Origin of the sequence: Pseudomonas sp. BNK-15 (genome assembly GCF_047456105.1) — a bacterium.
GTDB classification, from domain to species: Bacteria; Pseudomonadota; Gammaproteobacteria; order Pseudomonadales; family Pseudomonadaceae; genus Aquipseudomonas; species Aquipseudomonas putida_E.
On sequence record NZ_CP179898.1, the window covers coordinates 5,222,087 to 5,248,306 of the forward strand.

A 26,220-nucleotide genomic window follows, 5' to 3' on the forward strand; every position below is an offset into this window, starting at 1 on the left:
CCATGCTTTCGAGAACCGCTTCCGACCTGTACTGGATGTCCCGCTACCTGGAGCGCGCCGAAAACCTCGCGCGCATGCTCGAGGTCAGCTACTCGCTGTCGCTGATGCCGCAAGACGGCCGCTCCGATGGCCACGCGGAGCTTGCCATGTCGCTGCTGGCCTCCGGTACGCTGGACGATTACATCCGCAAGCACTCCGAGCTGGACACCGAGCGCATGCTGCACTTCTTTGCGCTGGACGCGAACAACCCCAGCAGCATCTATTGCTGCCTGCAGGCGGCGCGCACCAACGCGCATGCGGTGCGTGGGCGAATCACCGCCGACATGTGGGAAAACATCAACGCCACCTGGATCGAAATGCGCAACATCGCCAGCAATGGCCTTGGGCGCTATGGCATCAGCCAGTTCTGCGACTGGGTCAAGGAACGCTCCCACCTGTTCCGCGGCGCGACCTCCGGCACCATCATGCGCAACGATGCCTACAGTTTCATTCGCCTTGGGACCTTCCTGGAGCGGGCGGACAACACCCTGCGCCTGCTCGATGCCCGCTACGAAATGTTCGGGGAAACCTCCGAGGAAGTCAGTGACGACTCTGCAAGGGGTTACTACCAGTGGAGCGCCTTGTTGCGCGCACTGACCTCCTACGAAGCGTTCAACGAAATCTACCGCAATGCGCCCAGCGCACGCCCGGTGTCGGAGCTGTTGCTGCTGCGCGTTGACGTGCCGCGTTCGCTGCATGCGTGCATCGAAGAGCTCGACCAGATCCTCGCCGGCCTGCCTGGCACTACCGGCCGCCCTGCACAACGGATGGCTGCCGAACTCAATGCGCGACTGCGCTACACCGCCATCGACGAAATTCTCGAAGCCGGGCTGCACCTGTGGCTGACCGACTTCATCGGCCGCATCCACCAACTGGGCCAGACCGTCCACAATTCCTATCTGGAGGTCGTATGAAACTGTCCATCCGCCACGACACCACCTACAGCTATGCCAGTGACGTGTGCAACAGCATCCAGTTCCTGCGCCTGACACCGCGCAGCAGCGAGCGTCAGCGCATCCTCGAATGGCAACTGGACCTGCCTTGCAAGGTGAACAGCCAGATCGACCCGTATGGCAATATCCTGCACGTACTGACCCTGGAAAAACCCCATGGCCACCTCGCCCTTACCGCCAGTGGCCAGGTAGAAATCGACCCGGATTGCGAACACGAGGCCGGCGGCCAGTCGCCCCTGCCTTTCCTGCGCAGCAGCCACCTCACCCAGGCCAGTGACGCACTCAAGGCCTTCGCCGCCCAGCAGTGCGGCGAGCGCCGCGACCGGGGCGCGCTGACCGCACTTATGCAAGGCCTGGCCGACCATATGCCCTACAGCCCAGGTGCTACCTCCGTGGGCACCACCGCGAGTGAGTCATTTGCCGGCGGTGCCGGGGTGTGCCAGGACCATACCCACGCGTTCCTGGCCTGCGCCCGCAGCCTCGGCATCCCGGCACGCTACGTGTCGGGCTACCTGTGTACCGAAGACGAAACCCACCTGGCCAGCCACGCCTGGGCCGAAGCCTGGATCGATGAAGCCTGGTACAGCTTCGACGTCACCAACCGCCTCACCCGGCCCGAACGGCATCTGAAGCTGGCGGTAGGCCTGGATTACCTCGACGCCTGCCCGGTCCGGGGCGTGCGCCGCGGTGGCGGCGTCGAATCCATGCAGGCAAGCGTCCACGTACACCGCCAGTAATCACCTGGCGCAACTCAAGCGGGCCCCGTCGTGCCATGCGCGGCGGGGCCGCTCCATTCCAGGAACAAGGTAGACAGCATGACCTACTGCGTCGCTATGCACTTGGCGGACGGGCTGGTATTCATCTGCGACTCACGCACCAATGCCGGTATCGACCAGATATCCACGTTTCGCAAGCTGTTCGTTTTCAGCGTGCCGGGGGACCGGCTGATCGTCCTGCAGACCGCCGGCAACCTTGCCACCTCGCAATCGGTGGTCAACCTGCTTGAACAACGCAGCCGAGGCACCGGCACCCACCTGCTGAACGTCGGCACGCTCTACGATGCAACGGTGCTGGTGGCCGAAACCCTTCGCGAAGTCATTACCCGTGACCGCAGCAAGCTGACGGCCCAGATAGACCTGAGCGCCTCGTTCACGGTGGGCGGCCAGATCGCGGGCAGCGCCATGGGCATCTACAACGTCTACGCCCAAGGCAACTTCTTCCAGGCAACGCCAGACACACCCTTCCTGCAATTGGGCGAGAGCAAGTACGGCAGGCCGATTCTCGACCGCAACCTCACCTACGACACCCCCTTGGACGAAGCACTGCGCTGCGGTTTGATCTCATTCGACTCCACCATCCGCAGCAACCTTTCGGTCGGCATGCCGCTGGACCTGTTGGTGTATGGCAAGGACAGCCTCAAGGCCAGAGAGCCAGTGCGCATCCATCAAGACGACCCCTACTACAGCCATATCCGCAAACAATGGAGTGACGGTTTGAAAAGCCTGCTGGGCGAACTTACCCCGCCGCCGCGGGAGTTCATGGCCGAATGAGCCGGGGCCTTCCCTCGGTCACGCCAGTAGCGATATCACCAGGTCCGCGATATTGATAGGCACGAATGCCACGGTCAGCAGGGCATAGGCCTTGCGCGAGCGGGCTGCAAACACACACAGCGGGATCACGATCATGATCACGTCAAAGGCACCCCAAAGCGCCATGGGCGAAACGCCGAACAACAGAACGTTGACGATGAAGCCAAGCAGGTAATAGCCCGACAGAAACAGCAGCGCGTATCGGCCATCCTGCTCGAAATACACGCGAAGCCCTTCGAGCTCGTCCTCGCTCCGGCTGGGCAACATCAGCGCCGAGGAAACGAACAGCGAAAGCGCCAGCAGCACCAGCAGCAAAAATTCCTGGAACGAGAAGGTCGCCCTTATTTGCGGCAGCGTATTGACCGCCCACCAGAAATCCATCTGTGTGGTGAAGAGCATGACCGCCCAGACCAGGGCAACCCAATCGGGGGCAGCGCTGCGGCGAATGCGGAAGACGGTCAGCGCGCCCAGAAGCAGGCGGGTGACGGATAAACCCAATATCATCGATAAGACAGTGGCGACGATTGGGAAATTGCTCATGCTACCTCCTGTAAGCCATTGCTCTGGCAAGCGTAGCCGGGCAGCAGCGATTCTCGAAAAATACCTGCCTGACCGGCTATTCTCTTCTCTGCCCTATCGACCGAGGTCACCGTCATGAAGCGCAACTACCTGGCTGGTGCTGTGCTGTTGTTGTTCGCCACAGCGGCCAGCTCAGCAGATCAGGGTGCCAACGCCGCGGCGGTGCCCGGCACTGCCAAGGCCCGCAATGCCTGCCTGGACGAGGTCGCGAAAATAACCGGCATGGCACGCAACACGCTATCGGTGATCGAAGTGCTGACCAGCGAAGCGGGCATCGGCGTGAATATCCAGGTACCCGGCGCGCAAGCGCCATGGTCATGCCTGGCCGATGCCAATGGCAAGGTACAAGGCGCCAGTTACACCGGGTCGGAAGGCAAGCTCTGATCTGCGCAGCCTCTTGCACCTCAGCGGCAATACTTCAAGGAGCCTGCATTGTCAGAACGCAGTAACAGCGGCGTGACGTCTCGCGACTCTGCCTGGTCGGTATTTCTGGTGTTCTTGCGCCTGGGGCTGACCTCTTTCGGTGGCCCCATTGCGCACTTGGGCTATTTTCGCGAAGCGTTGGTAACCCGCCGCCAATGGCTCAGTGAACGCAGTTATGCCGAGCTGGTCGCCCTGTGCCAGCTGCTTCCCGGACCGGCGAGCAGCCAGGTAGGCATAGGCCTGGGCCTCTCACGCGCTGGTTTAGCGGGCGCTGTGGCAGCGTGGGCAGGCTTCACATTGCCATCGGCCATCATCCTGGTTCTGTTTGCTCAGGGTATCTCGGCATGGGGAGGTGCCGTCCCTGGTGGTTTGCTGCACGGCCTGAAGATCGTCGCGGTCGCTGTTGTCGCCCAGGCAGTGTGGGGCATGGCACGCAGCCTTTGTACCGATGTTCCGCGCGTGACCATCGCCTTGTTCGCCGCCTGCGCTGCGCTTGTGTGGCCCAATGCAATGGGACAGATAGGCGTGATTTTGTGTTCCGCCGTCGCAGGCTTGCTGCTGTTCAAGCCCACCCCGCCTCCAGCAGGGGAGAAACTGCCGTTTTCAGTCAGCCGTAAAACCGGCCTGATCGCGCTGACACTGTTCTTTGGTCTGTTGCTCGGCCTGCCGCTGACGGCCCACTTCTGGCCATCGCAGGCCGTGGCGATGGTGAACGCCTTCTACAGCGCAGGCTCACTGGTCTTCGGGGGCGGGCATGTGGTTCTACCGCTGCTGCAGTCGGCGACAGTACCCAATGGCTGGGTCGCCAATGACACCTTCCTGGCGGGTTATGGTTTGGCGCAGGCCGTACCCGGCCCCCTCTTCACGTTTGCAGCATTTTTGGGGGCGTCCATGAGCGTGCAGCCATCCGGCTGGGTGGGCGCGACTGTCTGCATTCTCGCCATTTTCACCCCCTCCTTCCTGCTGGTGATCGGCGTATTGCCCTTTTGGCAAAAACTGCGGCGCAGCGCTCGTAGCCAGGCCGCGCTGGGTGGTGTAAACGCAGGCGTAGTGGGGCTGCTGTTAGCCGCCTTGTACCACCCGGTCTGGACGAGCGCCATCGCCAAACCGTCGGACTTCGCTTTTGCGCTGACCGCCCTCGTGGCCCTGATGTTCTGGAAGATGCCTCCCTGGCTGGTTGTGCTGGGTTGCGGCCTCTTCGGCTGGCTGCTTACTGCAACGCAAACGTCAGGGTAGCTGCCAGCCCGCCACTGGCCCTGTTTTCAAGGCGTACCTGCCCGCCCATGCGCTCGACGATGGTAGCCACGATCGAGAGGCCAAGCCCTGCTCCATTGGGGCTGTTGCGGCTATAGAAGCGCTCGAACACCCGCCCAAGATTCGCCTCGTCGATACCCGGCCCTTCATCTTCGACAACCAGTTCGAAGCGATTGGCCAGGCGCCTGAGTGATACGGTGATGCGCCCGCCCGGCGGTGAGTGCTCCACTGCATTGGAAACCAGGTTCTGCAAGGCGATGCCCAGCGCACCGGCATCGATCATCAGGCCATGGTCACCTTCACTGATATCCAGCGAAGGCTCCAGGCCGCGATCCAGTATCCAGGGCGTAAGATCCGCCAGCACATCGGTGACCACTTCACCCAAGTCGACAAGGGTGGTGGGACGCTGACCGAGGCGCGGCTCGACGCGGGCGAGGGTCAGCAACTGGTTGACCACCCGGGTCAACCGGTCCACGCCGCCAATCAGAAAACCCAGGGCTTTCTGGCGCTCGGCATCGGTACTGGCGGCCTGGGCGTTTTGCGCATGCAGGCGCAGGATCGCCAGCGGGGTGCGCATCTCATGGGCGGCGTCGGCAATGAAGCGATGCTCGCGCCGCAGCAGGTCCTCGATCTGCGCCAGCAGGCGGTTGATGGCCGCCTGCATGGGCTCGAGCTCGGTCGGCAACGGCACCAGTTGCAGCGGTTCGAGGGAGTCGGCATGGCGCGCGCGAATCACATCGGCCATGTTCTGCAACGGGCGCAATCCCCAGCCGATAGCTGCCCAGACCAGCAGCGCCAGGCCCAGGCTGCCAAGCAGAAACGGGAACAGGGTATGGCGTACGATGCGGTCGATCAGGTCGTAGCGCACATCGTCGCGCTCACCCACCCAGATCACCCACTGCTTTTCGGGCACCGGTAGAACGAAGCCGCGCCATTGCTCGCCGCCGCTGGCGAAATCATAAAAGCCCGGGGCCGTGGGCGGTGGGTCGAGTGTCGGCGCACTGGGCGTATGCACCAGCAACCGTGCTCCGTCACCCCATACCTGGAACGCCAGCTTGCTTTCATAGGGGTGGCCCACGCGATGGCGCCCGGCCTTGCCCAGCGCCTCGTTGAACGCCCGATAAAGCTTTTCGCGGTTGCCATCCTGCACCGGCAGGTTCATCACGCCCTGCAACAGCCGGGCATTCTGAGCCATGTGGGCATCGTAGACTTCGTTGATCTCGCGCCGACTGTCGTGATAGTTGTACAGCGCCAACAAGCCGGTGCCGAGCAGCATCAGCGCCATCACCCGCCACAGCGTACGCTGGCGCAGTGAGCTCATAGCTTGCCCTCGACCAGATAACCGATACCGCGCACCGTGCGGATCAGGCCGTTGAACAGCTTCTTGCGCAGGTGATAGATGTTCACCTCCAGCGTGTTGCTCTCAGGCTCCTCGTCCCAGCCATACAGCAGCTGGGTCAGCCGCTCACGGGTGAACACCTTGCCCGGTTGCGCCAGCAACTCGTGCAGCAGCCGATACTCCTTGGGCGTCAGTACTACAGGCACACCGTTGTAGTGCACCTGCTGAGTGGCGGGGTCCAGGCTTACGCCCGCGTGCTCGATGAGCACCTTGGCCCGCCCGGCACTGCGCCTGAGCAAGGCGCGCAGGCGGGCCTTGAGCTCGTTGAGGTCGAAAGGCTTGACCAGGTAATCGTCGGCGCCGGCATCCAGGCCAGTGATGCGGTCTTCGGTTGCATCGCGCGCGGTAAGGATCAGAACCGGCAGGCTGTCGCCCCCCGCCCTCAACCGGCGCAGCAACTCGATGCCACCCAACCGCGGCAGCCCGAGGTCGAGGATCACCAGGTCGAATGCTTCGTGTTGCAGGGCATGCAGCCCGCTCAGGCCATCGCGCAACCAGTCGAGGGTATAGCCCTCCTGGCGCAACCCGTCACAGATCCCCTCACCCAGAGCGGTATCATCCTCAACCAGTAGCAGCCGCATGTTCAGTCCTGTTTGTCCTTGATGGCCTTGAGTAAAGCATCGATATCGCCACGCCGGCCCTGGTCGGCCAGCTCGCGCCCCGGGCGTGGTGGCGCCTGGCGGGCTTTTTCCAGTGCTGCTGCGGCCTGTGCGTAGCGTTTTTGGCGGAACAGATGATCGGCCCAGAAGTAATTGCTGTCGATACCATTGGGGTTGATTTGCAGCGCCTTGCGCAACAAGGTGTCGGCCTTGTCGCTGTCACCAAAACCGATAGGCCAGCCAGGCACCTGGTCATACAAGGTACCCAGGCTGGTATACGCCGAGCCCTGCAGGGCATTGGGGTCGAGTTTGATCGCCTCTTCCAGGCTGGCCTTGGCCGACTTGACCTTGCCCAGCGCCCCCAGCCCGCCAGTGGCACCCGCCCAACTGCTGTTGATGATGCCCTCCCAGATCAAAGGTTCGGCCGAGCCCGGGTGCTGATGAACGAGTATGGAGGCGTCGGCTGCCAGTTTCTCGAACGCATCGGCGCGCTTGCCTTCAGGCGTCTGGTACTGAATCTGCGCCCAGCGCTGCTGCAGGTTGGCCAATTGTTGGCTACCAGCCTGGTCCAGCGCCCAGGTGAGCGGTGCGAACGCCAGCAGACCTGCGATGAACAGACGTTTCATTTGATCGACTCCTTGGAATGGCTCGCGATATAACGATGGATCACCGGTAGTTGCTTGCGCAGCGCACGGTCGACCACGCCGGGCAACATGCCGTTGATGCGCACGAAGAGCTTTTCCGGCCAGCCCAGATAAAGCTCGTTGCGCTCTGACTGCACGGCCTTGAGCACAGCGCGGGCCACATCTGCCGGGTCGTCCATGCCGACCTTCAGCGCCTGGTTGAGCGCCGTGGCGGCGGTGCTGTTCATAGCGGTGCGGGTTGCCCGGGGTGCCGCGTACATGACATTCACCGAGGTATCGGCCAGCTCGCGGCGCAACGCCTCAGAAAAACCGCGCAGGGCAAACTTGCTGGCGCAGTAGGTGGCATAACCGGGGTAACCGATCGAGCCGTAGGTGGAGCCGACGTTGACCACCATCGCCCGGGGTTGTGCGCGCAGCAGCGGCAGGCACACACGCGTCAGTTGCACAGCGGCTTTGAGGTTGATGTCCAGCAGTTCGTCCAGCGCGTGCTCATCGATCTGCTCGAGCAGGGCAAAGCGGTTCACGCCCGCAGCATTGATCAAGACGTTGACCCCACCCATCTCCCTGGCACGGACAAGCACCTGCTCACGCCCCTCATGGCTGCGCAGGTCGGCCGACTGCCAAAGCAGCCTGCCCTGGTAACGGTTCATCAGGCCGGCGAGTTTGCCCATCTGCCGGCTCACCGCCAGTACCCGAGCACCGGCTGCGCACAACTGCTCGGCCAGTTCCAGGCCGATGCCGCCGCTGGCGCCGGTGAGTATCACCACACACTCAGGCAAGCGCATGACGCACCTCTTGCAGGCCCGCACGCGGCAGCTCCTGGAACATGTCGGTATACAGGCGGTAAACCACTTTGGCCGCATGAATCACAGCCCGCTGGTCATCCGCATCATCAAGGCGGTCCATCAGCCGCTTGTAGGTGATCATGTGGTCCTGGTCCAGCGCGCCATGGGAGCTGAGGTAGCTGAAAGCCCGGTCCGGCAGCGCCAAAGTACTCTGGATCGTGCCGGCGGCCTGGGTGGCCAGGGCAATGCTGGTGCCTTCGAGCACGTTGACCATGCCAAACAGCCCGACCGGGTTGCCCCGGGCGATCACGTCGTAAAGGTAGGCGACCATCAGCTCGATCGGCAGTGCCGGCCGACCGTCACGCACCGCTTGCCAGTCGCCACCGCAGGCTTTGATGTCATCGAGGATCCACTGCTCGTGGCCGTACTCCTCCTCGATGTATTCGCACACGGCGCCGCGCAGCCATTCCAGGCGCGAAGGCAGGCGCGCGCCGCACGCCATCATCAGCGGCACGGTATGGCGCACATGGTGGTAGGCCTGGGTCAGGAAGGCCACATAGCTGTCGAGGCTGACATGCCCCGCCAACGCATCGCGTATGACCGGCACGGCGAACAGGGCCTGACGCTCCTGGGTGGTTTGCAGTTGCAGCGTGTCGAAAAAAGACATGGCGGACCTCACAACGGGATATCGGATAACTGGGAGTGGTAACGCCGCAGGATGGCCTCGCGTCGCGGGCGGCCATTGGCGGTCAGTGTGTCGTCGGTACTGGACAGTGGGCACGGCAGGCGACGCCAGGCATGGACCCGGGCGTAGTCGGGCAGCAAGGCATTGCACTGCTGCACGGCCTGTTCGATCAGTGTGTCGGGGGCAGCTGGGTCCAGCGGCCAGAGCAATGCCAGGTTCTTTGGCAGGGCCTCGCCATGCACGAACGCCTGGGCGATCACACCGCTCTGGGTCAGTTCGGCCTCCACCCATTCCGGGTTGACGTTGCGCCCGAAGCTGGTGATGAACTGGTGTTTCTTGCGGCCATCGAGGTACAGGTAGCCCTGCTCGTCGAAATGGCCAAGGTCGCCTGTAGCCCACCAGCCATCGCAGACGGGTGGTTCCTCCAGATAGCCGAGCAACACCGAGCCAGCCACCAGCACCTCCCCGTCTTCGGCGATACGCACCTGCACATGGGGCAGCGGTTTGCCGACACTGCCCCGGCGGGTTGCGCCAGGCCGGTTCAAGGCCACCACCGATGCGCACTCAGACAAGCCATAGCCTTCGAACACCGGCAGGCCGATCGCCTCGGCGCGGGCCAACAGGCTGGGCGCCACCCGGGCACCGCCGACGGCAACGAACCGCAGCGCCCCCACCCGCATCAGCCCGCGCTCGATGGCAGTGATCAGCCCCATCAACAACTGCGGCACCAGAATCAGGCTCTGCGCGCCGCTCAGGGCGATCGCCCCCAGCAAGCGCTTGAAATCGACCTGGCTCGCACCGCCCATGCCCAGAAGCGCCTGGGGGTACAGCAGCACACTCGCCCCGGCCATCAAGGCGGCGTAGACACCGAGGTTTTCCAGCAGCACACCAAGCGGCAGCACCGCCAGGTAACGCTGAGGTTCACTGGGCCGGCTGGCCACCTCCAGTTCCCGGGCTACACGCAGCAGGGCTTCGGACGACAGGCACACGCCCTTGGGCTTGCCCGTGCTGCCGGAGGTGTAGGTGATCTTGGCGGTACCGGCAGGCAGCGCCGCAGCGGGTTGTGCCTGGCGAACCCAGAACCCGTCCTGCTGGGCGAATCCCAGCTCGGCCAGCGTACCGCGCCATTGCGGGTCGCACAGCACATGGCTGGCGCCGCTCTGCTCGATGCAATGGCTGAATTGAGCGGCACTGAAGAACGAGGGCACGATCACGCAGGGACGCTGGGAAAAAAGCGCCGCCAGATCCCAGAACAGCAACTGCGGGCCATTATCCAGGGCCAGTACCAGCGTGCCTGGCGAGCGGCTACGCAAGTTGTGCGTGCGCAACTGCACCTCTGCCAGTAATTGCCTGTAAGTGAAGCGCTGTGTCTCATCTTGTATGGCGATCGCGTCACCGTGATCACGTGCAAACGTGACCAGCAGTTGATGAAAGCGCTCCAGCTCATGCGGCATGGCCAGTCTCCTCAAGGGCCGTTGGCAACCCCAGGCGCTGGAACACCCCGGCCTTGCTCAAGGCATCGAAGCCATGACCGATATTGCCGGCAAAGACTTGTGGGTGCTGGGCGTAGTAGGTCCCCCATTGGTCCACCTGCCCATTCAGCCGGGCCGGGTCGGCCGATGCCAGCACCGATGGCACCAGCCCCAGGCGCTGAAAGCTGTTGATCAATGTCGTAGCGCCGGTGAACGCCACCCACCGCAAGCCGCGTGTGGCCAGCAACCAGGTCACCGCTATGATCATGATTCGCGCGCTACCGGCACTGAGCGAAGCCAGGTTGCCGACTTCGACCATGCTCGCGCGCTCAAGGGTGCAGCCCGCCACGCGTGATACTGCAGCTTCCAGCGGCTCGTCCAGATAGTGCTCCAGAAACAGCGGCCCGCTGCTGGCCGGGCGCATGCCTGCGGCAGCCACCAGCCGACCCTGGCTGTCCTGCAGTGCCAGCAGTTCTGGCAGGTAATGGTGCACATCAGCGTGGTGCACGCTGGCAAAACACTGATGGATGAAGTGCTCAAGCTCATCGCGCCCTGGGTCCTTGTGCAAATGAAGCGACAAGTGAGCGTGATGGTCGACGTGGCTGCCGATAGGCAATGGGAGCAGGCTGCTCCACTGAGACTGGGTCATGAAACTCCCCCCGTTTGGGCTTGATGGGGTGAGTATCTGTGGTCAATCTGAAGGTAGTCTGAAGTGACGGATTCGACCTGCGTTGATGGGCTGCTACGCAGCCAATGCCGGCAAGCCGGCTTCTACAGGGCCCGCGCAGTGATCTTTATCAATCATCAACTGATGTTCAGGTGTAAAACCGACACGTAGGCCGTTACCGGCCAAACTTCTGCCAGGGCCACAAGGGAGCCGTCGATGCTTACCGTCACGCTGATCAACGCGCTGGTCGTGGTGCTGGTGGTGGTGATTCATTACGAATGCCTGCTGCGCCTGAACGACTGGCTGCCGCGGCTCAAGCTCTGGAGCCGGTTTCGCATCGTCATCGGTGTGCTCGGCGCGCTGGTGGCCCACGCCCTGGAAGTCTGGTGCTTTGCCCTTGTCTATTACCTGATGGCCAGTGCCGAAGGCTGGGGCACCCTGAGCGGCAACTTCGACGGCACGTTCATGGACTGCGTGTACTTCTCATTCACCACCTATACCACCATCGGCTTCGGCGATATTTCGCCCAGCGGCGACCTCAAATACCTCACAGGCCTGCAGGCACTCACGGGCCTGGTGATGATCACCTGGACGGCCTCCTTTCTGTTTCTGGAAATGCAGAAGTACTGGAAGGCCAAGTAGCGAGGCGTGGGCCTGAAGGCGCGGCAATTGACAACTATCAAGCGCGCAGAAGGCGAGGCGCTGAAACTGAACCTCCTTTGTACACCCTGAATGTAAGGAGGCTTGCCATGGCACCCGCCGAAACACCCCGCCCCCACGCCGCAGCGGCATTTCCTGCCACGACCGGCGAACACTGGATCGAAGCACTCGACAATGGCACCCATGTACTGATCAGGCCCTTGCAGCCCAAGGACCGTCAGCGCGAGAAGAACTTCATCGAACGCCTGTCCCCTCAATCGCGCCACTTCCGTTTTCTGTCCCAACTCAAGGAGCCTGGCGAAGCCATGCTGGATCAACTGATGGTGGTTGATCAGGACCAGCACATGGCCTACGTGGCCCTCGCGCATGTCGACGGTGAACTGCAGGAAGTCGGTATCTCCCGCTACGCCACCGGTGCGGACAACCAAGAATGCGAATGCGCCGTCACCGTGCTCGATAGCTGGCAGCGCCACGGTCTGGGCACATTGCTGCTCCGGCACCTGATCGACCACGCACGCGCCAAGGGCCTGCGGCAGATGTATTCCATCGACGCTGCGGCCAATGTGGCGATGCGCGATCTGGCGCAGGCGGCAGGGTTCACCACTGCCAGAGACCCGGATGACCCAAGCCAGCTGATTCACCGGCTTTCGCTGGCCTGAGGCGGTGCCCCGGCGGTAGCCTCCGGCAGCAGGTCCAGTTGCTCCAGGCACCGCCGCTCATCGGCTTCGGTCACACCCTTGAAGGCACTGACTTCAAGCAACGGTGTATTGAACAGCGCCAGGCGGATGACGCCATTGCGTTCCAGAAACGTTTGCGCCAGGCACTGGCAGACCGGTTGGGCGACCAACGCGGCGAGCGCCTGGTCCTCTGGCAGATCAACCTGGGCCTGCAGGTTGGTCTCGCATCCGCTGACGATGCCTTGCACGGAGCGGCTGGCGAGTATCAGTGAGCCTAAGCCCAACACTGCCAGCAGTAGCAGCATGCCCAGCAAAATGTTCGACTCTCTGGCTACGTCCCGGACTATGGCGAGCCTCGCCTGCCAACCTCTCCCCTGCCCGGAAAAAATGGTCTTGCCCACCGTACTCTTGAAACTGCGGTGCACGGCCAACCCGACCGCCGCACTCAGCGCCAGCAGCGCCAGCACAATGGCCGGGGCACGCATGGGCAGCTGCCAGGCCGGGCCCAACACCTGATAGCTCGAGGCGGCAACCACCAGTGTGGCGATGGCTGCGATCCATCCAAGGCTGCCCCTGGGTCGTTTTGCCCAGACGCTGAGCTTTGCCCTTGTTTGCATGTTCATGCAAGCCTCCAGCGCCGTGTCAGCGCACAGGGTCTATGGCAACCGTTTCCAGGTACTCGGGCACGCACACCTGCCAGCCGAGCTCAAGGCTTATCCGTCGACGCAAGGTGTCCGCAGCATGCGGTTCGCCATGAATGACGTAGGTTTGGCGCGGCGGTCGGGTGAACCCGCGCAACCATTCCATGATTTCGTCCGCATCGGCATGCGCCGACAGGTTGTCCATGGCAAAGACTTGCGCCCGAATCGGCACGTCTTCGCCATGCAGGCGCACGCTGCGCGCCCCGGCAACGATATCGGCGCCCCGGGTACCGCCTGCCTGAAAGCCGGAGAACAGAATGCTGTTGTGCGGATTGGGGGCCAGCGCCTTGAGGTGGTGCAACACCCGCCCTCCCGTGGCCATGCCGCTGGCGGCAATGATCACCGCAGGTTCGCGCAGCTGATCCAGGTGCCTGGATTCGTCGACCGTGCGGATGATTTGCGTGCCTTTGCACATCTGGGCACACTCCAGCGCCGTGAGGCGATGCTCGCTCCTGAACTGCTGGTACAGGGTCGTGGCATCGGTTGCCATGGGGCTGTTGAGATACACCGGAATGTCCGGTATCAGCCCGTCGCGTTTGAGCATGTACAGGTAATACATCAGCAATTGCGCTCGGCCAACCGCGAACGACGGCACCAGGGTGATGCCATGGCGCAGCAGGGTCTGGTTGATCACATCGGCCAGGTAACGCTCCGGGGGCTGTGCAGGGTGCAACCGGTCACCATAGGTCGACTCCACCAACAGCACATCGGCTGCACCGATCAGTTCGGGCGCACGCATGACGGGATCGTTGGGCCGGCCCAGGTCGCCTGAGAAAACCACTGCCTGGCCGTCCAACGTCAGTTGCACGGTCGCCGCGCCCAGAATGTGCCCGGCCGTGCGCAGCAACAGTTCGACACCGGGCGCGATCCGGGTGCGATGGTGCAACGCGACGGGCCTGAACAGCTGCAGTGCGCGTTTGGCATCCTGCTCGGTGTACAAGGGACGGGCCGGCGAATGTTTGGAATAGCCATGCCGATTGGCATGCTCGGCCTGCTCTTCCTGCAATCGGGCGCTGTCGAGCAACAGGATTTCAGCCAGGGCACAGGTCGCCGGGGTGGCATACACAGGCCCGCTGAAGCCCTCGCGCACCAACACCGGCAGGTAACCGCTGTGGTCCAGGTGGGCATGCGTGAGCACTACCGCATCGACCGTACGCAGTGCCGCCGGCAGTGGCTCCCAGTTGCGCAAGCGCAGTTGCTTGTAACCCTGGAAAAGCCCGCAGTCGATCAGCACCCGTGTCGAGTCATGCGTCAGCAAGAACTTGCTGCCCGTCACCGTGCCCGTCCCGCCGAAAAAGGTCAGTTGCATGGCATCGGCTCCCAGGTATCGATCACACAGGGGTGAACGGCCAGCACGCTGCACGGTGGATCGCTGACAATACGTTCGGTGGTATCACCCAGCAGCTTGCTCAACCCCCTGGGCTGCACCACCCCCATGACCACCACGTCGATATCCAGGGCCGCCACCTGGTCCCGAATCACCTGCACTGCCCCGCCTTCCATGAAATGCCGGCAATCGGGGGGCACACCTTCGGCATCGGCCAATGCATCGAAGGGCACCTGCAAGGCATCACGCATCTCCTCGACCCAGGTCTGCGCAACCACCATGTCAGGGGCAAACACACCCACCAGGTCATAGGCCGAGAGCAGGTGCAGCTGCGCATCGCATTGCAGCGCCAGGGCATCGGCTGCGCGGATGAGGGCGCGGTTGAATAGCATCTGGGCATCGGGGTCATCGCGCAGGGCGGTGTCCACGGCTACCAGTATGCGTTTTGGCAAGGACGCGGCTGCCCGGGGTACGAAATGCATCGAGCCTTGGTACGCGCGCATCAGCGCACAGTCCAGCGGCGTGCCGAAAAACCGGGCCAGTGCCGGTGTCGTTTCGGTGTCCTTGATGACCATATCGGGCTTGAGCTCGCGGATGTAATCGGCGGCCTGGTCGCGCAGGTCTTCTGCCTTGACGGTATCGAGCGTCAGACAGGTATTACTCGAACGATGACGTTCGACCAGCGCCTCAAGCTGCTTGCGATAGAGCCCGTACTGGCGCTGCAGCTCGGCTTCGTTCAGCCGCTCCTGGCGTAACGAATGCGCCTCGTACGGCTCGAACAGCCCAACGATATGCACCGCTGCGCCGCTGACATGCGCCAGGGCAAGCGCCCGGCGCAAAGCCGCCGAGTGCGGGTCGATGTCGCAAAGCAGCACCAGCAGTTGTCGATACTGACCCATGGCAAACCTCCGGCCGCACGCGGCGATGGCAAGTAGCATCGATCTTCGAACCCCCTGCCCTTGCGCGTTTGATGCAGATCAGAAAGTCACCACTGGCGCACCGACTTGATCAATGTCAGAACCAGAACGCCGTCTCACGGTACAACCGGTAAAGCCCACGTTGATCAAGCCCTCAGGAGGCCCTATGAACAAGCAGTTGCTGGAACCCGAAGACACCAGCGAGCACTGGGTAGACACCCTTGCTGACGGCACAGCCGTGCTGATTCGCCCGCTGCGCGATGATGATCACGAACGCGACAGTCGCTTTGTGAGCACGATCAGCCATGAGGCCAGGCGCTTTCGTTTTCTCGCCGGACTCAGCGGTGGCTTGCCCGCCCTGGACGCGCAGTTGATGCCGGTCGACGGTCACCAGCGCATGGCCTACGTCGCGCTGGCCCATGACAATGGCCAGCTGCATCAGCTTGGCGTAAGCCGCTATGCCGCGATCCCGGGTAGCCACAATTGCGAATGTGCCGTCGCTGTCGGCGAGCAATGGCAGCGCAAGGGGCTGGGCAAGCTGTTGCTGCAGCACCTGATCGAAGCGGCACGGCGCAATGGTTACCAGCGCATGGTGTCCAGGGACCTCTCGAACAACTACGCCATGCACCGGCTGACCAAGGCGCTGGGCTTCACCTCGCGCTACCTGGGCGGCGATGTCAGCGAAATCCTCCACGAGCTTGATCTGCGCGCCTGAAACAAGGCCCTTGCGGGCCTTGCACGTCTAACCTTGCGAATGCTCGGGTGATAACACCAGCACACTGGTGCTGAGCCGATGCAGGATCCGCTCGGCCGTACTGCCGATGAACCAGCCGATGCCGTGATGGTGGTAGCTCCCCATCACCAGCACGTCGATGTCGTTGTTGTCCATGAACAGCGCCAGCACCTTGGTCGGGTCCCCCACCCGCATGTGGCGGTGCTCGAAGGGAATGCCGTCGCGTTCGGCCAGTTCCTGGAAGGCATCGGCCTGAGCCTCATGAAGTGTCCGTGACAGGTTCGAATCGAACAGGAACGAATGTTCCCGGCTACCTTCGGCGTCCAGGTACATCGAGCCCATATCGTAGGCATACAGCAGTTCGATCTGGGCATTGCATTGCAACGCCAGCTTGAGCGCTTCGCTGATGATATGGTCGTTGAAGCCTTCGAACTGGTCCTCCGGGCGCGACAGGTCAACTGCTGCAAGTATCCGGCGCGGCAGGGCATTGCTGGCGTTGTGTACCAGGTGCAGCGGAATTCGGGTGTCACGCAGCAACTGCACGTCGAGCGAGGTGAACATGGCTCGCATCCACCACGGTTCATGCTCGAGCCCCTTGATCAGCATGGCGAACGGCTGCTCACGCAGATGCACCTCAATCTCGTCCAGCGGGTGCTGAACCCACAACACCTCGGTGGTCACCGTCACGCCATTACGGCGCATCGACAATGCCTGGGTTTCCAGCCATTCACGGTGTTGCTGCACATAGCCCTCGCGCATGACCGCCAAGGCCTGCTCGTTGACCAGGCCGGCGGTGGCCAGGCCCTCAAGGTAGTCAAAGGCGACGATGTGCAGTGGCATGCCCTTGGCTTTGGCCAGCGCCGCTGCACGGTCATAAACCGGTGTGCGGCGCATCAGGGGCGATGCGATGAGAAGAAGTCTTTGCGGGTTGGTCATGGCACACCTCTGCGGGGTCGATGAGTACCTCGATGATCTGCCGCCGGGGGCTGCCCGGTTTGATGTTTGTCAACAGTGCAAGCGAGCCGACCAGCGGCTGTTAGCGCTTACCGGGTAATTGACACGGATCAAGACTTACTGGTTTTTTGGGCGCACGCTGTACCTAGCCTCGCTGCCGACAAGGACGCCATTGCTCCTCGAATCAATAGCTATTGCTTGCTCATGCAGGCACTGGAGGTTCCGATGAACGTCTACGTCGAGAAAAGCGCGAATGACAACCGCTGGTGGGTCCACATGGACGAGTGGCGGGTGAGTTTCAAAACACCCAAAGAAGCCGAACAGTTTTTGGGCGTGCTGACTGCCCGCCTCAATGCGCCTCATTCACTGAACAAGATCGCCACTGTCGCTCTCAGACCTGCGAAGGAGGCCTGAAATGTCGGGCCTGATCGACGCGCAACTGCTCGGCCAGCCTGTACGGGTGCGTACACCCCCGCCCATTCATTTGAAACCACTGGCATCGCGCTGCAATGCGTGCCGGGTCAACGGCTTGTGCTTGCCCACGGGTTTGCCGCTACGCGACAGCACTAGCCTGGGTACATTGATAGGCCCGCGCATCCGCATCAGGAAGGGAGCTGCGCTGTTCAATGCCAATGTACCCTTGAGTGCCTTGTATGCGGTGCATTCAGGCAGTTTCAAGACCAACCTGAACAATGCCGAAGGCCAGGGTGTGATCATCAACTTCTGGATGCCGGGCGACGTGCTGGGGCTCGATGCCATTGCCACCGAGCACCATGTCTGTGATGCCATTGCCCTGGAAGACAGCGAAGTCTGCCCCGTCCCTTACCATCGGCTGCAGGCCCTGGCGCGTGATTTCCCCACGCTGCAGCAAAGCTTGAACCGTCTGATGAGCAGGGAAATCATCCGCGAGCATGAGCGCGTGCTGATGCTGTGCAACCTCTCTGCCGAGCAGCGGCTGGCCAGTTTTCTGCTGAGTTTGTCCCGACGGTTTGTCAGCCGCGGCTATTCCTCCCATGGCTTCATGCTGCGCATGTCGCGCGAGGACATGGCGTCCTACCTGGGGCTGCGCCTGGAAACCATCTGCCGCTCGGTCGCCCACTTGCGCGCCCTGGGTATCGTCAACCTGCATGGCCGGCTGGTGGAGATTCTGGACATGCCTGCGCTGATGGCCCTGGAACTGGGTTACCCGGGCAGCCCTCGCCTCACTGAACTGCCAGTCGCCGGCGTGCCTTAGACGCCTGGCTTACCGCGCATCGCCTCGCAACAGCTGAAGGTGTCGGACATGTCGAATTTTCATCTGGCTTACATGCCATTGATCACCTATCCGGATGTGCTCCCCGAGGACGCTGTGGCAGCCGGTGTACAGCTGGCCATCGCGCTGGGTTACGACCTGCATGTCATGACCTTTTCGGTAAGGATCCCCTACCTTTCGCCATCAGTTGGCAGCACACTCCTGAATATCCCCGAGATGATTCGAACAACCGAAAGCAACAGCCGAACCCAGTGCAAAGCGCTGCAGGCCATGGTGAGCGGCCTCGAACACGGCCAGAGCAGTGTGGAATTCTCCACCAGAGAAGTGGTGCCCGGCCTGACGGGTACCGCGGCTGCAGAAGCGTCAAGGTATTTCGACCTGGCCATCCTGCCATGGGCAGTCGACAAGCCAGTCATCCAGGAGCTGGCAGAGTCGGTGATTTTCGGCGCTGGCAGACCATGCGTACTCGTTCCCTCTTTGCCCATCCAGCCTGTCAGGCACATGGCGTTGGCCTGGGACGGCAGCCGCGTCGCGGCGCGAGCGCTGGCTGACGCGTCACGCCTGATGAGCTCAGACATGCTGATCACGGTCCTGACCGTGCAGGGGGAAAAGCCACTCGAGCACGGCGCCATTGCGCAGGACATGGCACACGCTTTACAGCACAGAGGCCTGAACGCTCGGCCGCTGAGCGTGAAGCTGGCCGGGCGCTCGATCGCTGAGTGCCTGCAGCAAGAAGCACTCACCGCCGGCGCCGATCTGTTGGTCATGGGCGGCTTTGGTCATTCGCGCTTGAAAGATTTCATCCTGGGTGGCGCTACCCATGGGGTTCTGCAAGCGCTTCAAATGCCCGTACTGCTGTCACACTGAGCCCCTGCGATCAGCATCTTCATCACCACTTGGCTGGCCCTATCGCCGGCAAGCCGGCGATAGGGCCAGCACCTATGCGAGATTACTGCAGCCAGGGCGGCGGCGGTTCTTCGCCCTTGACCGGCCCATGCTCGGCTTCTGTCCGCGCAGCTCGGCGGCGGACATCATCCAGGCGGGCCGCGTCGATTTCGCGCATCACGTCGCCCACGTCCGCGACATGCTCATCATCCTCGAATTCGCCTGTCAACGGGCTGTCCGCACGCAGCTCACCTGCCTCGTACAGTGCCCACATTTCCTGGGCAAAGCGGGTGTCCTTCAACTCCGGTGCAAAGCGCCCGAAATAGTGGGCCATGTTCGCCACGTCACGCTGCAGCATGCTGAAGGCATGGTTGTTGCCGGCGGCATCCACCGCCTGCGGCAGGTCGATGATAACCGGGCCATCGGGGCCCAGCAGCACATTGAATTCGGACAGGTCGCCATGCACCAGGCCGGCACACAGCATCAGCACGATCTGGCGAATGACAAAGGCGTGGTACTCACGCGCCTCATCAGCCTCCAGGTGAACGTCGTTAAGGCGCGGGGCCGCATCGCCATCGGCGTCGGTCACCAGCTCCATCAGCAGTACGCCATCCTGGAAGTCATAGGGTTTGGGCACCCGCACACCGGCATTGGCCAGGCGGAACAACGCTGCCACTTCAGCGTTCTGCCAGGCGTCCTCGGCTTCCTTGCGGCCGTACTTGCTGCCCTTGGCCATCGCCCGGGCCTGACGGCTGTTGCGTACCTTGCGGCCTTCCTGGTACTCGGCGGCCTGGCGGAAACTGCGTTTGTTGGCCTCTTTATAGACCTTGGCGCACCGTACCTGGGCGCCGCAACGCACCACGTAGACGGCTGCTTCCTTGCCGCTCATCAAGGGTCGCAGTACTTCGTCGACCAGTCCGTCTTCAATCAGCGGTTCGATTCGTTTTGGCGTCTTCATCAGGCTTGTGTTCGGGGTCCTGTCTGGCCTTATGGCTGGGTTGGCGAACATCCTCTCACAGGCTGATGCGTCTTGCTCGTTTGTCTGCTCAGGCGGCGGTCCAACGCTGCGTTATCCAGTGCCGAACCTGGTCGAATGCCCAGTTGTACAGCACGGTGTAGGGCAAAATGATCACGAAGAAGCCCAGCTCAACCATGAGCGCCTGCCAAAGCGAGATATCCAGCATCCAGGCCGCCACCGGCAGGCACCACACCACCAGCCCCAACTCGAAACCCAGGCCGTGGGCAAAGCGTGCCGCGGCCTTCCAGTGAATGCGTGCGGTACGCACCCAACGGTCGACCAGCGCGTTGTAGAGCATGTTCCACACCATCGCGATCAGCGACAGGGTGACCGCAAGGCCACCGGCCGTTGCCAACGACTTGTCCATCACCCAGGACAAAAGCGGCGCGCACAGCAGCACGGCAAACACTTCATAGCCGATGGCATGGACCAGGCGCTCGGTAAAAGAGACTTTTTTCACGGCATTTTCCATCCAGTAGTGAACTTGTGCTTCACATTTTCTTTGATGGAACTGATACTCGCGATATAGCTCCTATCGGTTTTATCAATACCTGTGCGCTACTCACCTGAAGCCCTCGTTGCCTTTGCCTTCATTTTCACGATAGTTTGAAATTTTTTCAGGCTTTCTGAACTCGTTTGCGGGATGCTTGCGTTGCCTCATGCTTGAAATCAGATCTATTCACCAGATTTGATTGACATGCTTGTCGCCTCCTATAGCCTAGTGGTTGAGGGCTGCAATTGCGCATTCGTCGGGACTGGGTACCAGCAAAAGCCCCCCCGTAATTTTGGCAGCTGAGAAAGCTGGTTTCTCTGAAGTAGTGACGACGGGCATAGCTGGTCGGATTCTGAACCCAAGGTCGCAAGGCTGGGAGCTAAAGGATCGCTGCGACTACTCCTCAAACCTACCGAAAAGGCACCATCGGGTGCCTTTTTGCTTGATGTTTGGCGTCAGCTGCATCGTCCAAAGGCAGCGTGGCTACGCTCAAGCCTCATCACCTGCACTTGCTCGGGTAGAGCGTCGAGGCGAGAGACATGGGGACCGCTCAGCACTGCTGGATTGAGAATATCGAGATGACTGAAGGCCTTACGCTTCCTAGGCTACAGCGCTTGATGAACTGTATCTTCTGAGGCCATGTAAACCACTTTTTTTCACTGTAAACTACAGTGGTTTACAGTGAAAAAAAGTGGTTTACAACTGAGTGCTCAATCGGTGGAAAAGCAGCATGCACTGTCCACTCACAGATGGCTGCTAACGCCCCATTAGAACGGCCTTTCTCGACCGTCCTCATACGACCTCAAGCAGACCGCCCAAAGCTCAGTTGTCAGCGCCATCGCCCGCAGCCGGAGGCCACAGGCTTATCACTAACCTCCATCATGCTTGCGGGAGCCGAGCTGGGGCCTCCCGCGCCGCAGTGGACTCAGGCTTTGTTCCTAACGACATGCAAGTCGGCCAGACTGGTAAGATAGTGGCACCAAACCTGTACGTGGCTGTCGGTATCTCCGGCGCCATTCAGCACTTGGCGGGTATGAAGGACTCAAAAGTCATCGTCGCCATCAACAGCGATCCCGATGCGCCAATTTTCCAAGTGGCCGATTATGGACTCGTTGCCGACCTCTTTGAGGTAGTGCCCGAGCTAGAGCGCGTACTTTAAAAATTGTTGTGCATTCTTGGACGCGTATCTCTGTAAAACAGGCGGCGGTGGCGACCCCATCGCCGCTCTAATAGCAATCGACTTCTTAGCCTTCGCATTGCGGAAAAGGAACTTGGACCGCATCAGGTTTTCGTGCTGGCAGGGCGATGAACAGCCGAAGCTGCAGGAGATCGTTGCGCCGATGGAGACTAACCTTGAGGCGCCGATCGACCTCGATGAACTGGCGGTCAACGTGTCGGTGCCACGTCGCCAGCTCGAGCGGCTGTTCCAGAAGTACCTGCACTGCTCGCCGTCGCGCTTTCTGAAGCTGCGATTGATCCGCGCACCTCTTAAAGTGTTACCGCGAATATTCCGACACTCCACCGAGTGAGGGATGTGTGAGCTCCAAGCCGACCGAATAATTCGCCATGTTCCCGAGTACGGATGCCTTGAGCCAAGCCCGCAACGAATCGACCTTTTCCAGCATATGACTTTGAGTGCGATTTGCCCGAGCAGGCTCGCTGAGAATGCTAACCGCCGATAGAGCCGCTTAACCGGCCCACATCGGCGGTGTTTTGCATCGATAGCGGCGTGATGCGCAGACTACAACTCAGAGGCGTTGGAGCGTTAAACTGCCAACGCTCGCTCTCGTAATTCGCTGTTGAGAATCCGATCGTTCTCGCTGTAGTCGACCGGGCAATCGATCACGTGCACGCCTGGGTTGGAAATGCAGTGGTCCAGCAGCGGCAGCAAGGCGTCGGCGCTTTCTACGCGGTAGCCATTGGCACCATAGGATTCGGCATATTTGACGAAGTCCGGGTTGCCGTAGTCCAGGCCGAAATCGGTAAAGCCCATGTTGGCCTGCTTCCAGCGGATCATGCCGTAGCCGTCGTCACGCAGGATAACCACGGTGATGTGCATGCCGAGGCGTACTGCCGTTTCCAGTTCCTGACTGTTCATCATGAAACCGCCGTCGCCACACACAGATATGACCGGGCGATCCGGATAAACCAGGTGCGCGGCCATGGCCGATGGCAGGCCGGCGCCCATGGTCGCCAGGGCATTGTCGAGCAGTACGGTATTCGGGTTGTGTGCCTTGTAGTTGCGGGCGAACAAGATCTTGTAGATACCGTTGTCCAGGGCAACGATGCCTTCTGCCGGCAATACCCGCCGGATGTCGGCGACCAGGCGCTGCGGGTAGACCGGGAATCGGTTGTCGTCGGCGCCTTCAGCGATTTGTGCTTCATTGGCTTCACGGATGGCCATGAGGCGGGTGAAGTCCCAGTGCGCGGTGTCATTCAACGCTTCGCTGATCTGCCACACGGCGTTGGCGATGTCGCCGATCACCTCGACCTGCGGAAAGTACACGGCATCGACTTCGGCGGAGCGGAAACTGATGTGGATGACTTCGGTGCCGCCACGGACCATGAAGAACGGCGGCTTCTCGATGACGTCGTGGCCGATGTTGATGATCAGGTCGGCAGCTTCGATGGCGCGGTGCACAAAGTCACCCGACGACAAGGCGGCGTTGCCGAGGAAGCGCGGATGGCGCTCGTCGACTACGCCTTTACCCATCTGTGTGGTCACGAATGGGATGCCGGTCTTGTCGATCAGCTGCTTGAGGACCTTGGCGGTCATCTTGCGGTTGGCGCCGGCACCGATCACCAGGATCGGGTTGCGTGCGGTCTGGAGCTTTTCAATAGCCGCATCGATAGCCTTGTGTTCAGCCAGCGGGCGGCGGTGCAGGCTGCGTGGAATCGGCAGAGCATCGGTCTGTTCGGCAGCGATGTCTTCTGGCAGCTCCAGATGTACTGCGCCCGGCTTCTCCTCTTCCGCCAGGCGGAAGGCTTCGCGCATGCGGGCCGGGATGTTGTCGGCCGAGGCGAACTGGTGGGTGTACTTGGTGATGGGGTCCATCATGCCGCACACGTCGATGATCTGGAATCGGCCCTGCTTGGACTTCTTGATCGGCTTCTGGCCGGTGATCATCATCATCGGCATGCCGCCAAGATACGCATAGGCGCTGGCGGTGACCAAGTTGGTGGCGCCAGGGCCCAGGGTCGACAGGCTGACGCCGGTCTTGCCGGTCAGGCGGCCATAGGTGGCGGCCATGAAGCCCGCAGACTGCTCGTGGCGGGTCAGTACCAGCTTGATCTTCGACTTGCGTAGGGACTCGAGCAGGTCGAGGTTCTCCTCACCAGGAATACCGAACACATACTCGACACCTTCGTTTTCCAGGCATTGCACAACGACATCGGCGGCCTTGGCCATTGGGGTAACTACCTCAGGTCTTCGTTTGAATACAGGATGCTGAGGCCGCAGCGCGGCCCCGGCACATCAGCGCGGAGCGCTGACGTCGGTTTGCCCGGTTGCCAGCAGGGCACCGCGGACAAAACCACTGTGCAGCTGACGCTCGACATAATCACGGACGTAGGCGGCGGCATGCTCGCGGCCACGCGGCACTGCCATGGCCTGGCGGATCGCGGTGAAAGCGCCATCCAACACACGCACGCGCGAGTCCGCCTCGGCCACTTTTTGCAATGGCTGGCGAACGCCAGCGGCGGCGTCCAGGCCCTGTTCAATAAACAGGTCAACAGCACCGGCGGAAGTGTCGGCGCGCACCAGCTCGGCATGCTCGAGGGTACGGCTCAGATACAGGTCATAAGCTGCACCTTTGCCTACTGCCAGGCGCAGGCCTGACTGGTCCAACTCCTCCACGCATCGGTACGGGGCGTCGCGATTAATCAGGTAGGTGCCCTCGATCAGTACGTACGGTTCGCTGAAGGCGATCTGCGCCTCGCGCACTGGCTCGATAGCGAGGAAGGCCAAACTCCAGGCGCCCTCCTCCAAGGCGGCGAATACCTTGCCGGCGGCATCGAACGTACGCATTTCCAAGGCAACGCCAAGTTCTTCGGCCAGCCCCTTGGCCAACGCGACCGAGACGCCCTGAGGTTCGCCGTCGGGCCCGCGCTGGGCGAGCACCGGGTTACCGAGGTTAATGGCAACCTGGAGGGTGCCAGTGGGGGCGAGTTCAGTGAGAACGGGTGGAGTGATCTCGGGCATATGAATCTCCTCAGAAATATGGGCTGGTGCTTCCGGCCTTTACTCAGCAGGTCTCACCAGATGGGCAAGGTGTAGGAAACGATCAGGCGGTTCTCGTCGGCACCGCGGGCAAAGTTGGAACGGTATGTCGCATTACGCCAGCGGATGCCGACATTCTTCAAGGCTCCGGACTGGATCACATAGGCGATATCGGTGTTGCGTTCCCATTCGCAGCCCTCGCCGACCCGCGTCGCGGCATCGGCGTGGTCACCCTGGATGTAACGGGTCATGAAACTCAGGCCGGGAACGCCGAGTGCGGCGAAGTCGTAGTCGTAACGCAATTGCCAGGAGCGTTCACCGGGTTCGGCGAAGTCGTTGATCTGGATGTAGTTGGTCAGGTAGGGATCGGTGCCGTTGAGAAATGGCATCGAAGTATCGCCGTTCATCTTCTGCAGGCCCAGGCCGAAGGCATGACCACCGAGGCTGTAGGTGAACATGCCGCTCAGGGCTGCGCTGTCGATCTTGCCCCCTCGGGCGTCGCCGGCATCGTCGCTGCGCATGAACCGCAGGTCGCTCTTGAGCTTACCAGGCCCAACATTCCACACGTGGTTGAGCCCGATGAAGTTCTGTCGGTACACATCCTCCAGTTCCGCATACTGGTAGCTCAGGGTCAGCTGCTTGCTCAGCGCGTAATCAGCGCCACCTATCCAGTAATCATCCCCCTCCACTGCCCCAGCGAACCGCCGGTTCTTGTTGTTCAGGGTGATCTTGGTGGCATTGGTAGAGTCACGGTCGGTCATGCGATCAAAGCGTGCACCTGTGACCGTCAGTCCTTCGACTTCCTTGGAAGTCAACAGACCGCCCTCAAAGGTCTGCGGCAGGATGCGCCCGGTATTGGCCTGCACCGTCGGCAGCTTGGGGATAAGCGTGCCGTACTTGAGCTCACTGCTGGACACCTTGACCTTGGCGGTCAGACCCAAGCGGCTGAATTCGTCGGCAGCTCGGCCATCGTCATGCACCGGCAGCAGACCGGAGCCGGCGCGGTCTGGACTGGAGTCGAGCTTCAGGCCGAGCATCCCCAAAGCATCCAAGCCAAAACCAATGGTGCTCGGCGTGTAACCGGAGCGCATGTCGAGCAGAAAGCCCTGGGCCCACTCTTCACGCTTGGACTGACCAGCACCATCACGGAAATCGCGATTGAAGTAGTAGTTCTGCAGTTGCAGGCTGGCTTTGCTGTCATCGAAAAAGCCTTCGGCTCCGGCGGTGCCGGCGGCTAGGCAAGGAGACAGAGTGATCAAGGTACGCAGGATGTTTTTGTTGTTGTGCATCTGGCGG

At 61.6% G+C, this 26,220-nt stretch carries 28 protein-coding genes and 2 pseudogenes; 13 read left to right on the forward strand and 17 right to left on the reverse strand.

Annotated features, from left to right (window positions below; translation table 11 throughout):
• Window positions 1–2: 2 nt before the first annotated feature.
• The 3 genes from ACMGF5_RS23890 (at window position 3) to ACMGF5_RS23900 (ending at window position 2,542) form a co-directional block, all read left to right on the forward strand.
• Complete coding sequence (locus ACMGF5_RS23890) at window positions 3–953, forward strand: alpha-E domain-containing protein (RefSeq protein ID WP_046785840.1); 951 nt, start codon at window positions 3–5, stop codon at window positions 951–953.
• Entirely contained in the window at window positions 950–1,729 is a 780-nt protein-coding gene (locus ACMGF5_RS23895) for a transglutaminase family protein (RefSeq protein WP_115274545.1), read from the forward strand. The genes ACMGF5_RS23890 and ACMGF5_RS23895 overlap by 4 nt, the downstream gene beginning before the upstream one ends.
• 78 nt (window positions 1,730–1,807) lie before the next feature.
• Window positions 1,808–2,542 (forward strand): peptidase, encoded by a 735-nt coding sequence (locus tag ACMGF5_RS23900; protein ID WP_414157318.1) that lies wholly within the window; start codon window positions 1,808–1,810, stop codon window positions 2,540–2,542.
• Between the two features lie 18 nt (window positions 2,543–2,560).
• Here ACMGF5_RS23900 and ACMGF5_RS23905 read toward each other — a convergent pair whose 3' ends face one another.
• The gene (locus ACMGF5_RS23905; protein ID WP_046785837.1) at window positions 2,561–3,121 is read right to left on the reverse strand and encodes a hypothetical protein; all 561 of its coding nucleotides are present in this window, start codon (window positions 3,119–3,121) and stop codon (window positions 2,561–2,563) included.
• Between the two features lie 114 nt (window positions 3,122–3,235).
• Between ACMGF5_RS23905 and ACMGF5_RS23910 the strand changes: the two genes are divergently transcribed.
• Both ACMGF5_RS23910 and chrA read left to right on the forward strand, forming a co-directional pair.
• On the forward strand, window positions 3,236–3,544 hold the full coding sequence (locus tag ACMGF5_RS23910) for a hypothetical protein (RefSeq protein WP_115274543.1): 309 nt from the start codon (window positions 3,236–3,238) through the stop codon (window positions 3,542–3,544).
• Between the two features lie 48 nt (window positions 3,545–3,592).
• The gene (gene chrA, locus ACMGF5_RS23915; RefSeq protein WP_414157319.1) at window positions 3,593–4,819 is read left to right on the forward strand and encodes a chromate efflux transporter; all 1,227 of its coding nucleotides are present in this window, start codon (window positions 3,593–3,595) and stop codon (window positions 4,817–4,819) included.
• Here chrA and ACMGF5_RS23920 read toward each other — a convergent pair.
• The 7 genes from ACMGF5_RS23920 to ACMGF5_RS23950 are packed head-to-tail and all read right to left on the reverse strand — an operon-like array spanning window position 4,794 to window position 11,070.
• Window positions 4,794–6,158, reverse strand: a complete 1,365-nt coding sequence (locus tag ACMGF5_RS23920) for a sensor histidine kinase (RefSeq protein ID WP_046785835.1) — start codon at window positions 6,156–6,158, stop codon at window positions 4,794–4,796. The two genes, chrA and ACMGF5_RS23920, sit on opposite strands and share 26 nt — an antisense overlap.
• Window positions 6,155–6,817 (reverse strand): response regulator, encoded by a 663-nt coding sequence (locus ACMGF5_RS23925; RefSeq protein ID WP_119687197.1) that lies wholly within the window; start codon window positions 6,815–6,817, stop codon window positions 6,155–6,157. Before ACMGF5_RS23925 ends, ACMGF5_RS23920 begins: the two co-directional genes overlap by 4 nt.
• A gap of 2 nt (window positions 6,818–6,819) precedes the next feature.
• Window positions 6,820–7,461 (reverse strand): tetratricopeptide repeat protein, encoded by a 642-nt coding sequence (locus tag ACMGF5_RS23930; protein WP_115274540.1) that lies wholly within the window; start codon window positions 7,459–7,461, stop codon window positions 6,820–6,822.
• A complete protein-coding gene (locus ACMGF5_RS23935; protein ID WP_119687198.1) occupies window positions 7,458–8,264 on the reverse strand; it encodes an SDR family oxidoreductase in 807 nt (268 codons plus the stop codon). Before ACMGF5_RS23935 ends, ACMGF5_RS23930 begins: the two co-directional genes overlap by 4 nt.
• A complete protein-coding gene (locus ACMGF5_RS23940) occupies window positions 8,251–8,931 on the reverse strand; it encodes a TenA family transcriptional regulator (RefSeq protein WP_119687199.1) in 681 nt (226 codons plus the stop codon). The genes ACMGF5_RS23935 and ACMGF5_RS23940 overlap by 14 nt, the downstream gene beginning before the upstream one ends.
• An 8-nt stretch (window positions 8,932–8,939) precedes the next feature.
• Window positions 8,940–10,403: an AMP-binding protein gene (locus tag ACMGF5_RS23945; RefSeq protein WP_119687200.1), complete on the reverse strand. Its 1,464-nt coding sequence runs from the start codon at window positions 10,401–10,403 to the stop codon at window positions 8,940–8,942.
• Window positions 10,393–11,070, reverse strand: coding sequence for a thermostable hemolysin (locus tag ACMGF5_RS23950; protein ID WP_404602357.1), 678 nt, complete (start codon window positions 11,068–11,070; stop codon window positions 10,393–10,395). The genes ACMGF5_RS23945 and ACMGF5_RS23950 overlap by 11 nt, the downstream gene beginning before the upstream one ends.
• 234 nt (window positions 11,071–11,304) lie before the next feature.
• On the opposite strand from ACMGF5_RS23950, the gene ACMGF5_RS23955 reads away from it, so the two are divergent.
• Together ACMGF5_RS23955 and ACMGF5_RS23960 are read left to right on the forward strand one after the other, a co-directional pair.
• Window positions 11,305–11,730, forward strand: a complete 426-nt coding sequence (locus ACMGF5_RS23955; RefSeq protein ID WP_012314874.1) for a potassium channel family protein — start codon at window positions 11,305–11,307, stop codon at window positions 11,728–11,730.
• 107 nt (window positions 11,731–11,837) lie between these two features.
• Window positions 11,838–12,407 (forward strand): GNAT family N-acetyltransferase, encoded by a 570-nt coding sequence (locus ACMGF5_RS23960; protein ID WP_012314875.1) that lies wholly within the window; start codon window positions 11,838–11,840, stop codon window positions 12,405–12,407.
• Here the strand turns inward: ACMGF5_RS23960 and ACMGF5_RS23965 are convergent.
• The 3 genes from ACMGF5_RS23965 to ACMGF5_RS23975 are packed head-to-tail and all read right to left on the reverse strand — an operon-like array spanning window position 12,386 to window position 15,352.
• Window positions 12,386–13,048: a hypothetical protein gene (locus ACMGF5_RS23965; RefSeq protein ID WP_414157320.1), complete on the reverse strand. Its 663-nt coding sequence runs from the start codon at window positions 13,046–13,048 to the stop codon at window positions 12,386–12,388. The genes ACMGF5_RS23960 and ACMGF5_RS23965 overlap by 22 nt on opposite strands.
• Window positions 13,049–13,067: 19 nt before the next feature.
• A complete protein-coding gene (locus tag ACMGF5_RS23970) occupies window positions 13,068–14,435 on the reverse strand; it encodes an MBL fold metallo-hydrolase RNA specificity domain-containing protein (RefSeq protein ID WP_414157321.1) in 1,368 nt (455 codons plus the stop codon).
• Entirely contained in the window at window positions 14,426–15,352 is a 927-nt protein-coding gene (locus ACMGF5_RS23975; RefSeq protein ID WP_404602363.1) for a universal stress protein, read from the reverse strand. Before ACMGF5_RS23975 ends, ACMGF5_RS23970 begins: the two co-directional genes overlap by 10 nt.
• 184 nt (window positions 15,353–15,536) lie before the next feature.
• Between ACMGF5_RS23975 and ACMGF5_RS23980 the strand changes: the two genes are divergently transcribed.
• A complete protein-coding gene (locus ACMGF5_RS23980) occupies window positions 15,537–16,085 on the forward strand; it encodes a GNAT family N-acetyltransferase (RefSeq protein WP_119687204.1) in 549 nt (182 codons plus the stop codon).
• Window positions 16,086–16,112: 27 nt separating this feature from the next.
• On the opposite strand, the gene ACMGF5_RS23985 is transcribed toward ACMGF5_RS23980, so the two are convergent.
• Window positions 16,113–17,039 carry a universal stress protein gene (locus ACMGF5_RS23985; protein ID WP_414157322.1) on the reverse strand — a complete coding sequence of 309 codons (927 nt, stop codon included), beginning with the start codon at window positions 17,037–17,039 and terminating at the stop codon, window positions 16,113–16,115.
• 243 nt (window positions 17,040–17,282) lie between these two features.
• Between ACMGF5_RS23985 and ACMGF5_RS23990 the strand changes: the two genes are divergently transcribed.
• The 3 genes from ACMGF5_RS23990 to ACMGF5_RS24000 are packed head-to-tail and all read left to right on the forward strand — an operon-like array spanning window position 17,283 to window position 19,176.
• Window positions 17,283–17,471: a hypothetical protein gene (locus ACMGF5_RS23990; protein ID WP_119687206.1), complete on the forward strand. Its 189-nt coding sequence runs from the start codon at window positions 17,283–17,285 to the stop codon at window positions 17,469–17,471.
• Between the two features lies 1 nt (window position 17,472).
• Window positions 17,473–18,291, forward strand: coding sequence for a helix-turn-helix domain-containing protein (locus ACMGF5_RS23995; RefSeq protein ID WP_251962532.1), 819 nt, complete (start codon window positions 17,473–17,475; stop codon window positions 18,289–18,291).
• A 48-nt stretch (window positions 18,292–18,339) separates the two neighbouring features.
• Window positions 18,340–19,176, forward strand: coding sequence for a universal stress protein (locus ACMGF5_RS24000; protein WP_414157323.1), 837 nt, complete (start codon window positions 18,340–18,342; stop codon window positions 19,174–19,176).
• Window positions 19,177–19,258: 82 nt separating this feature from the next.
• Here the strand turns inward: ACMGF5_RS24000 and ACMGF5_RS24005 are convergent, their stop codons facing one another.
• Complete coding sequence (locus ACMGF5_RS24005; RefSeq protein WP_414157324.1) at window positions 19,259–20,152, reverse strand: PA4780 family RIO1-like protein kinase; 894 nt, start codon at window positions 20,150–20,152, stop codon at window positions 19,259–19,261.
• An 88-nt stretch (window positions 20,153–20,240) separates the two neighbouring features.
• On the reverse strand, window positions 20,241–20,672 hold the full coding sequence (locus ACMGF5_RS24010; protein WP_115275521.1) for a multidrug/biocide efflux PACE transporter: 432 nt from the start codon (window positions 20,670–20,672) through the stop codon (window positions 20,241–20,243).
• 802 nt (window positions 20,673–21,474) lie between these two features.
• On the opposite strand from ACMGF5_RS24010, the pseudogene ACMGF5_RS24015 reads away from it, so the two are divergent.
• Together ACMGF5_RS24015 and ACMGF5_RS24020 are read left to right on the forward strand one after the other, a co-directional pair.
• Window positions 21,475–21,864: pseudogene (locus tag ACMGF5_RS24015) on the forward strand (electron transfer flavoprotein subunit alpha/FixB family protein); the annotation flags it as partial.
• A gap of 142 nt (window positions 21,865–22,006) precedes the next feature.
• Window positions 22,007–22,189: pseudogene (locus ACMGF5_RS24020) on the forward strand (GlxA family transcriptional regulator); the annotation flags it as partial.
• A gap of 281 nt (window positions 22,190–22,470) precedes the next feature.
• Here the strand turns inward: ACMGF5_RS24020 and ACMGF5_RS24025 are convergent.
• The 3 genes from ACMGF5_RS24025 to ACMGF5_RS24035 form a co-directional block, all read right to left on the reverse strand.
• Complete coding sequence (locus ACMGF5_RS24025) at window positions 22,471–24,114, reverse strand: acetolactate synthase large subunit (protein ID WP_414157325.1); 1,644 nt, start codon at window positions 24,112–24,114, stop codon at window positions 22,471–22,473.
• 66 nt (window positions 24,115–24,180) lie between these two features.
• On the reverse strand, window positions 24,181–24,906 hold the full coding sequence (locus ACMGF5_RS24030; protein WP_414157326.1) for a transporter substrate-binding domain-containing protein: 726 nt from the start codon (window positions 24,904–24,906) through the stop codon (window positions 24,181–24,183).
• 53 nt (window positions 24,907–24,959) lie between these two features.
• Window positions 24,960–26,213 (reverse strand): OprD family porin, encoded by a 1,254-nt coding sequence (locus ACMGF5_RS24035; RefSeq protein ID WP_414157327.1) that lies wholly within the window; start codon window positions 26,211–26,213, stop codon window positions 24,960–24,962.
• Window positions 26,214–26,220: the final 7 nt, after the last annotated feature.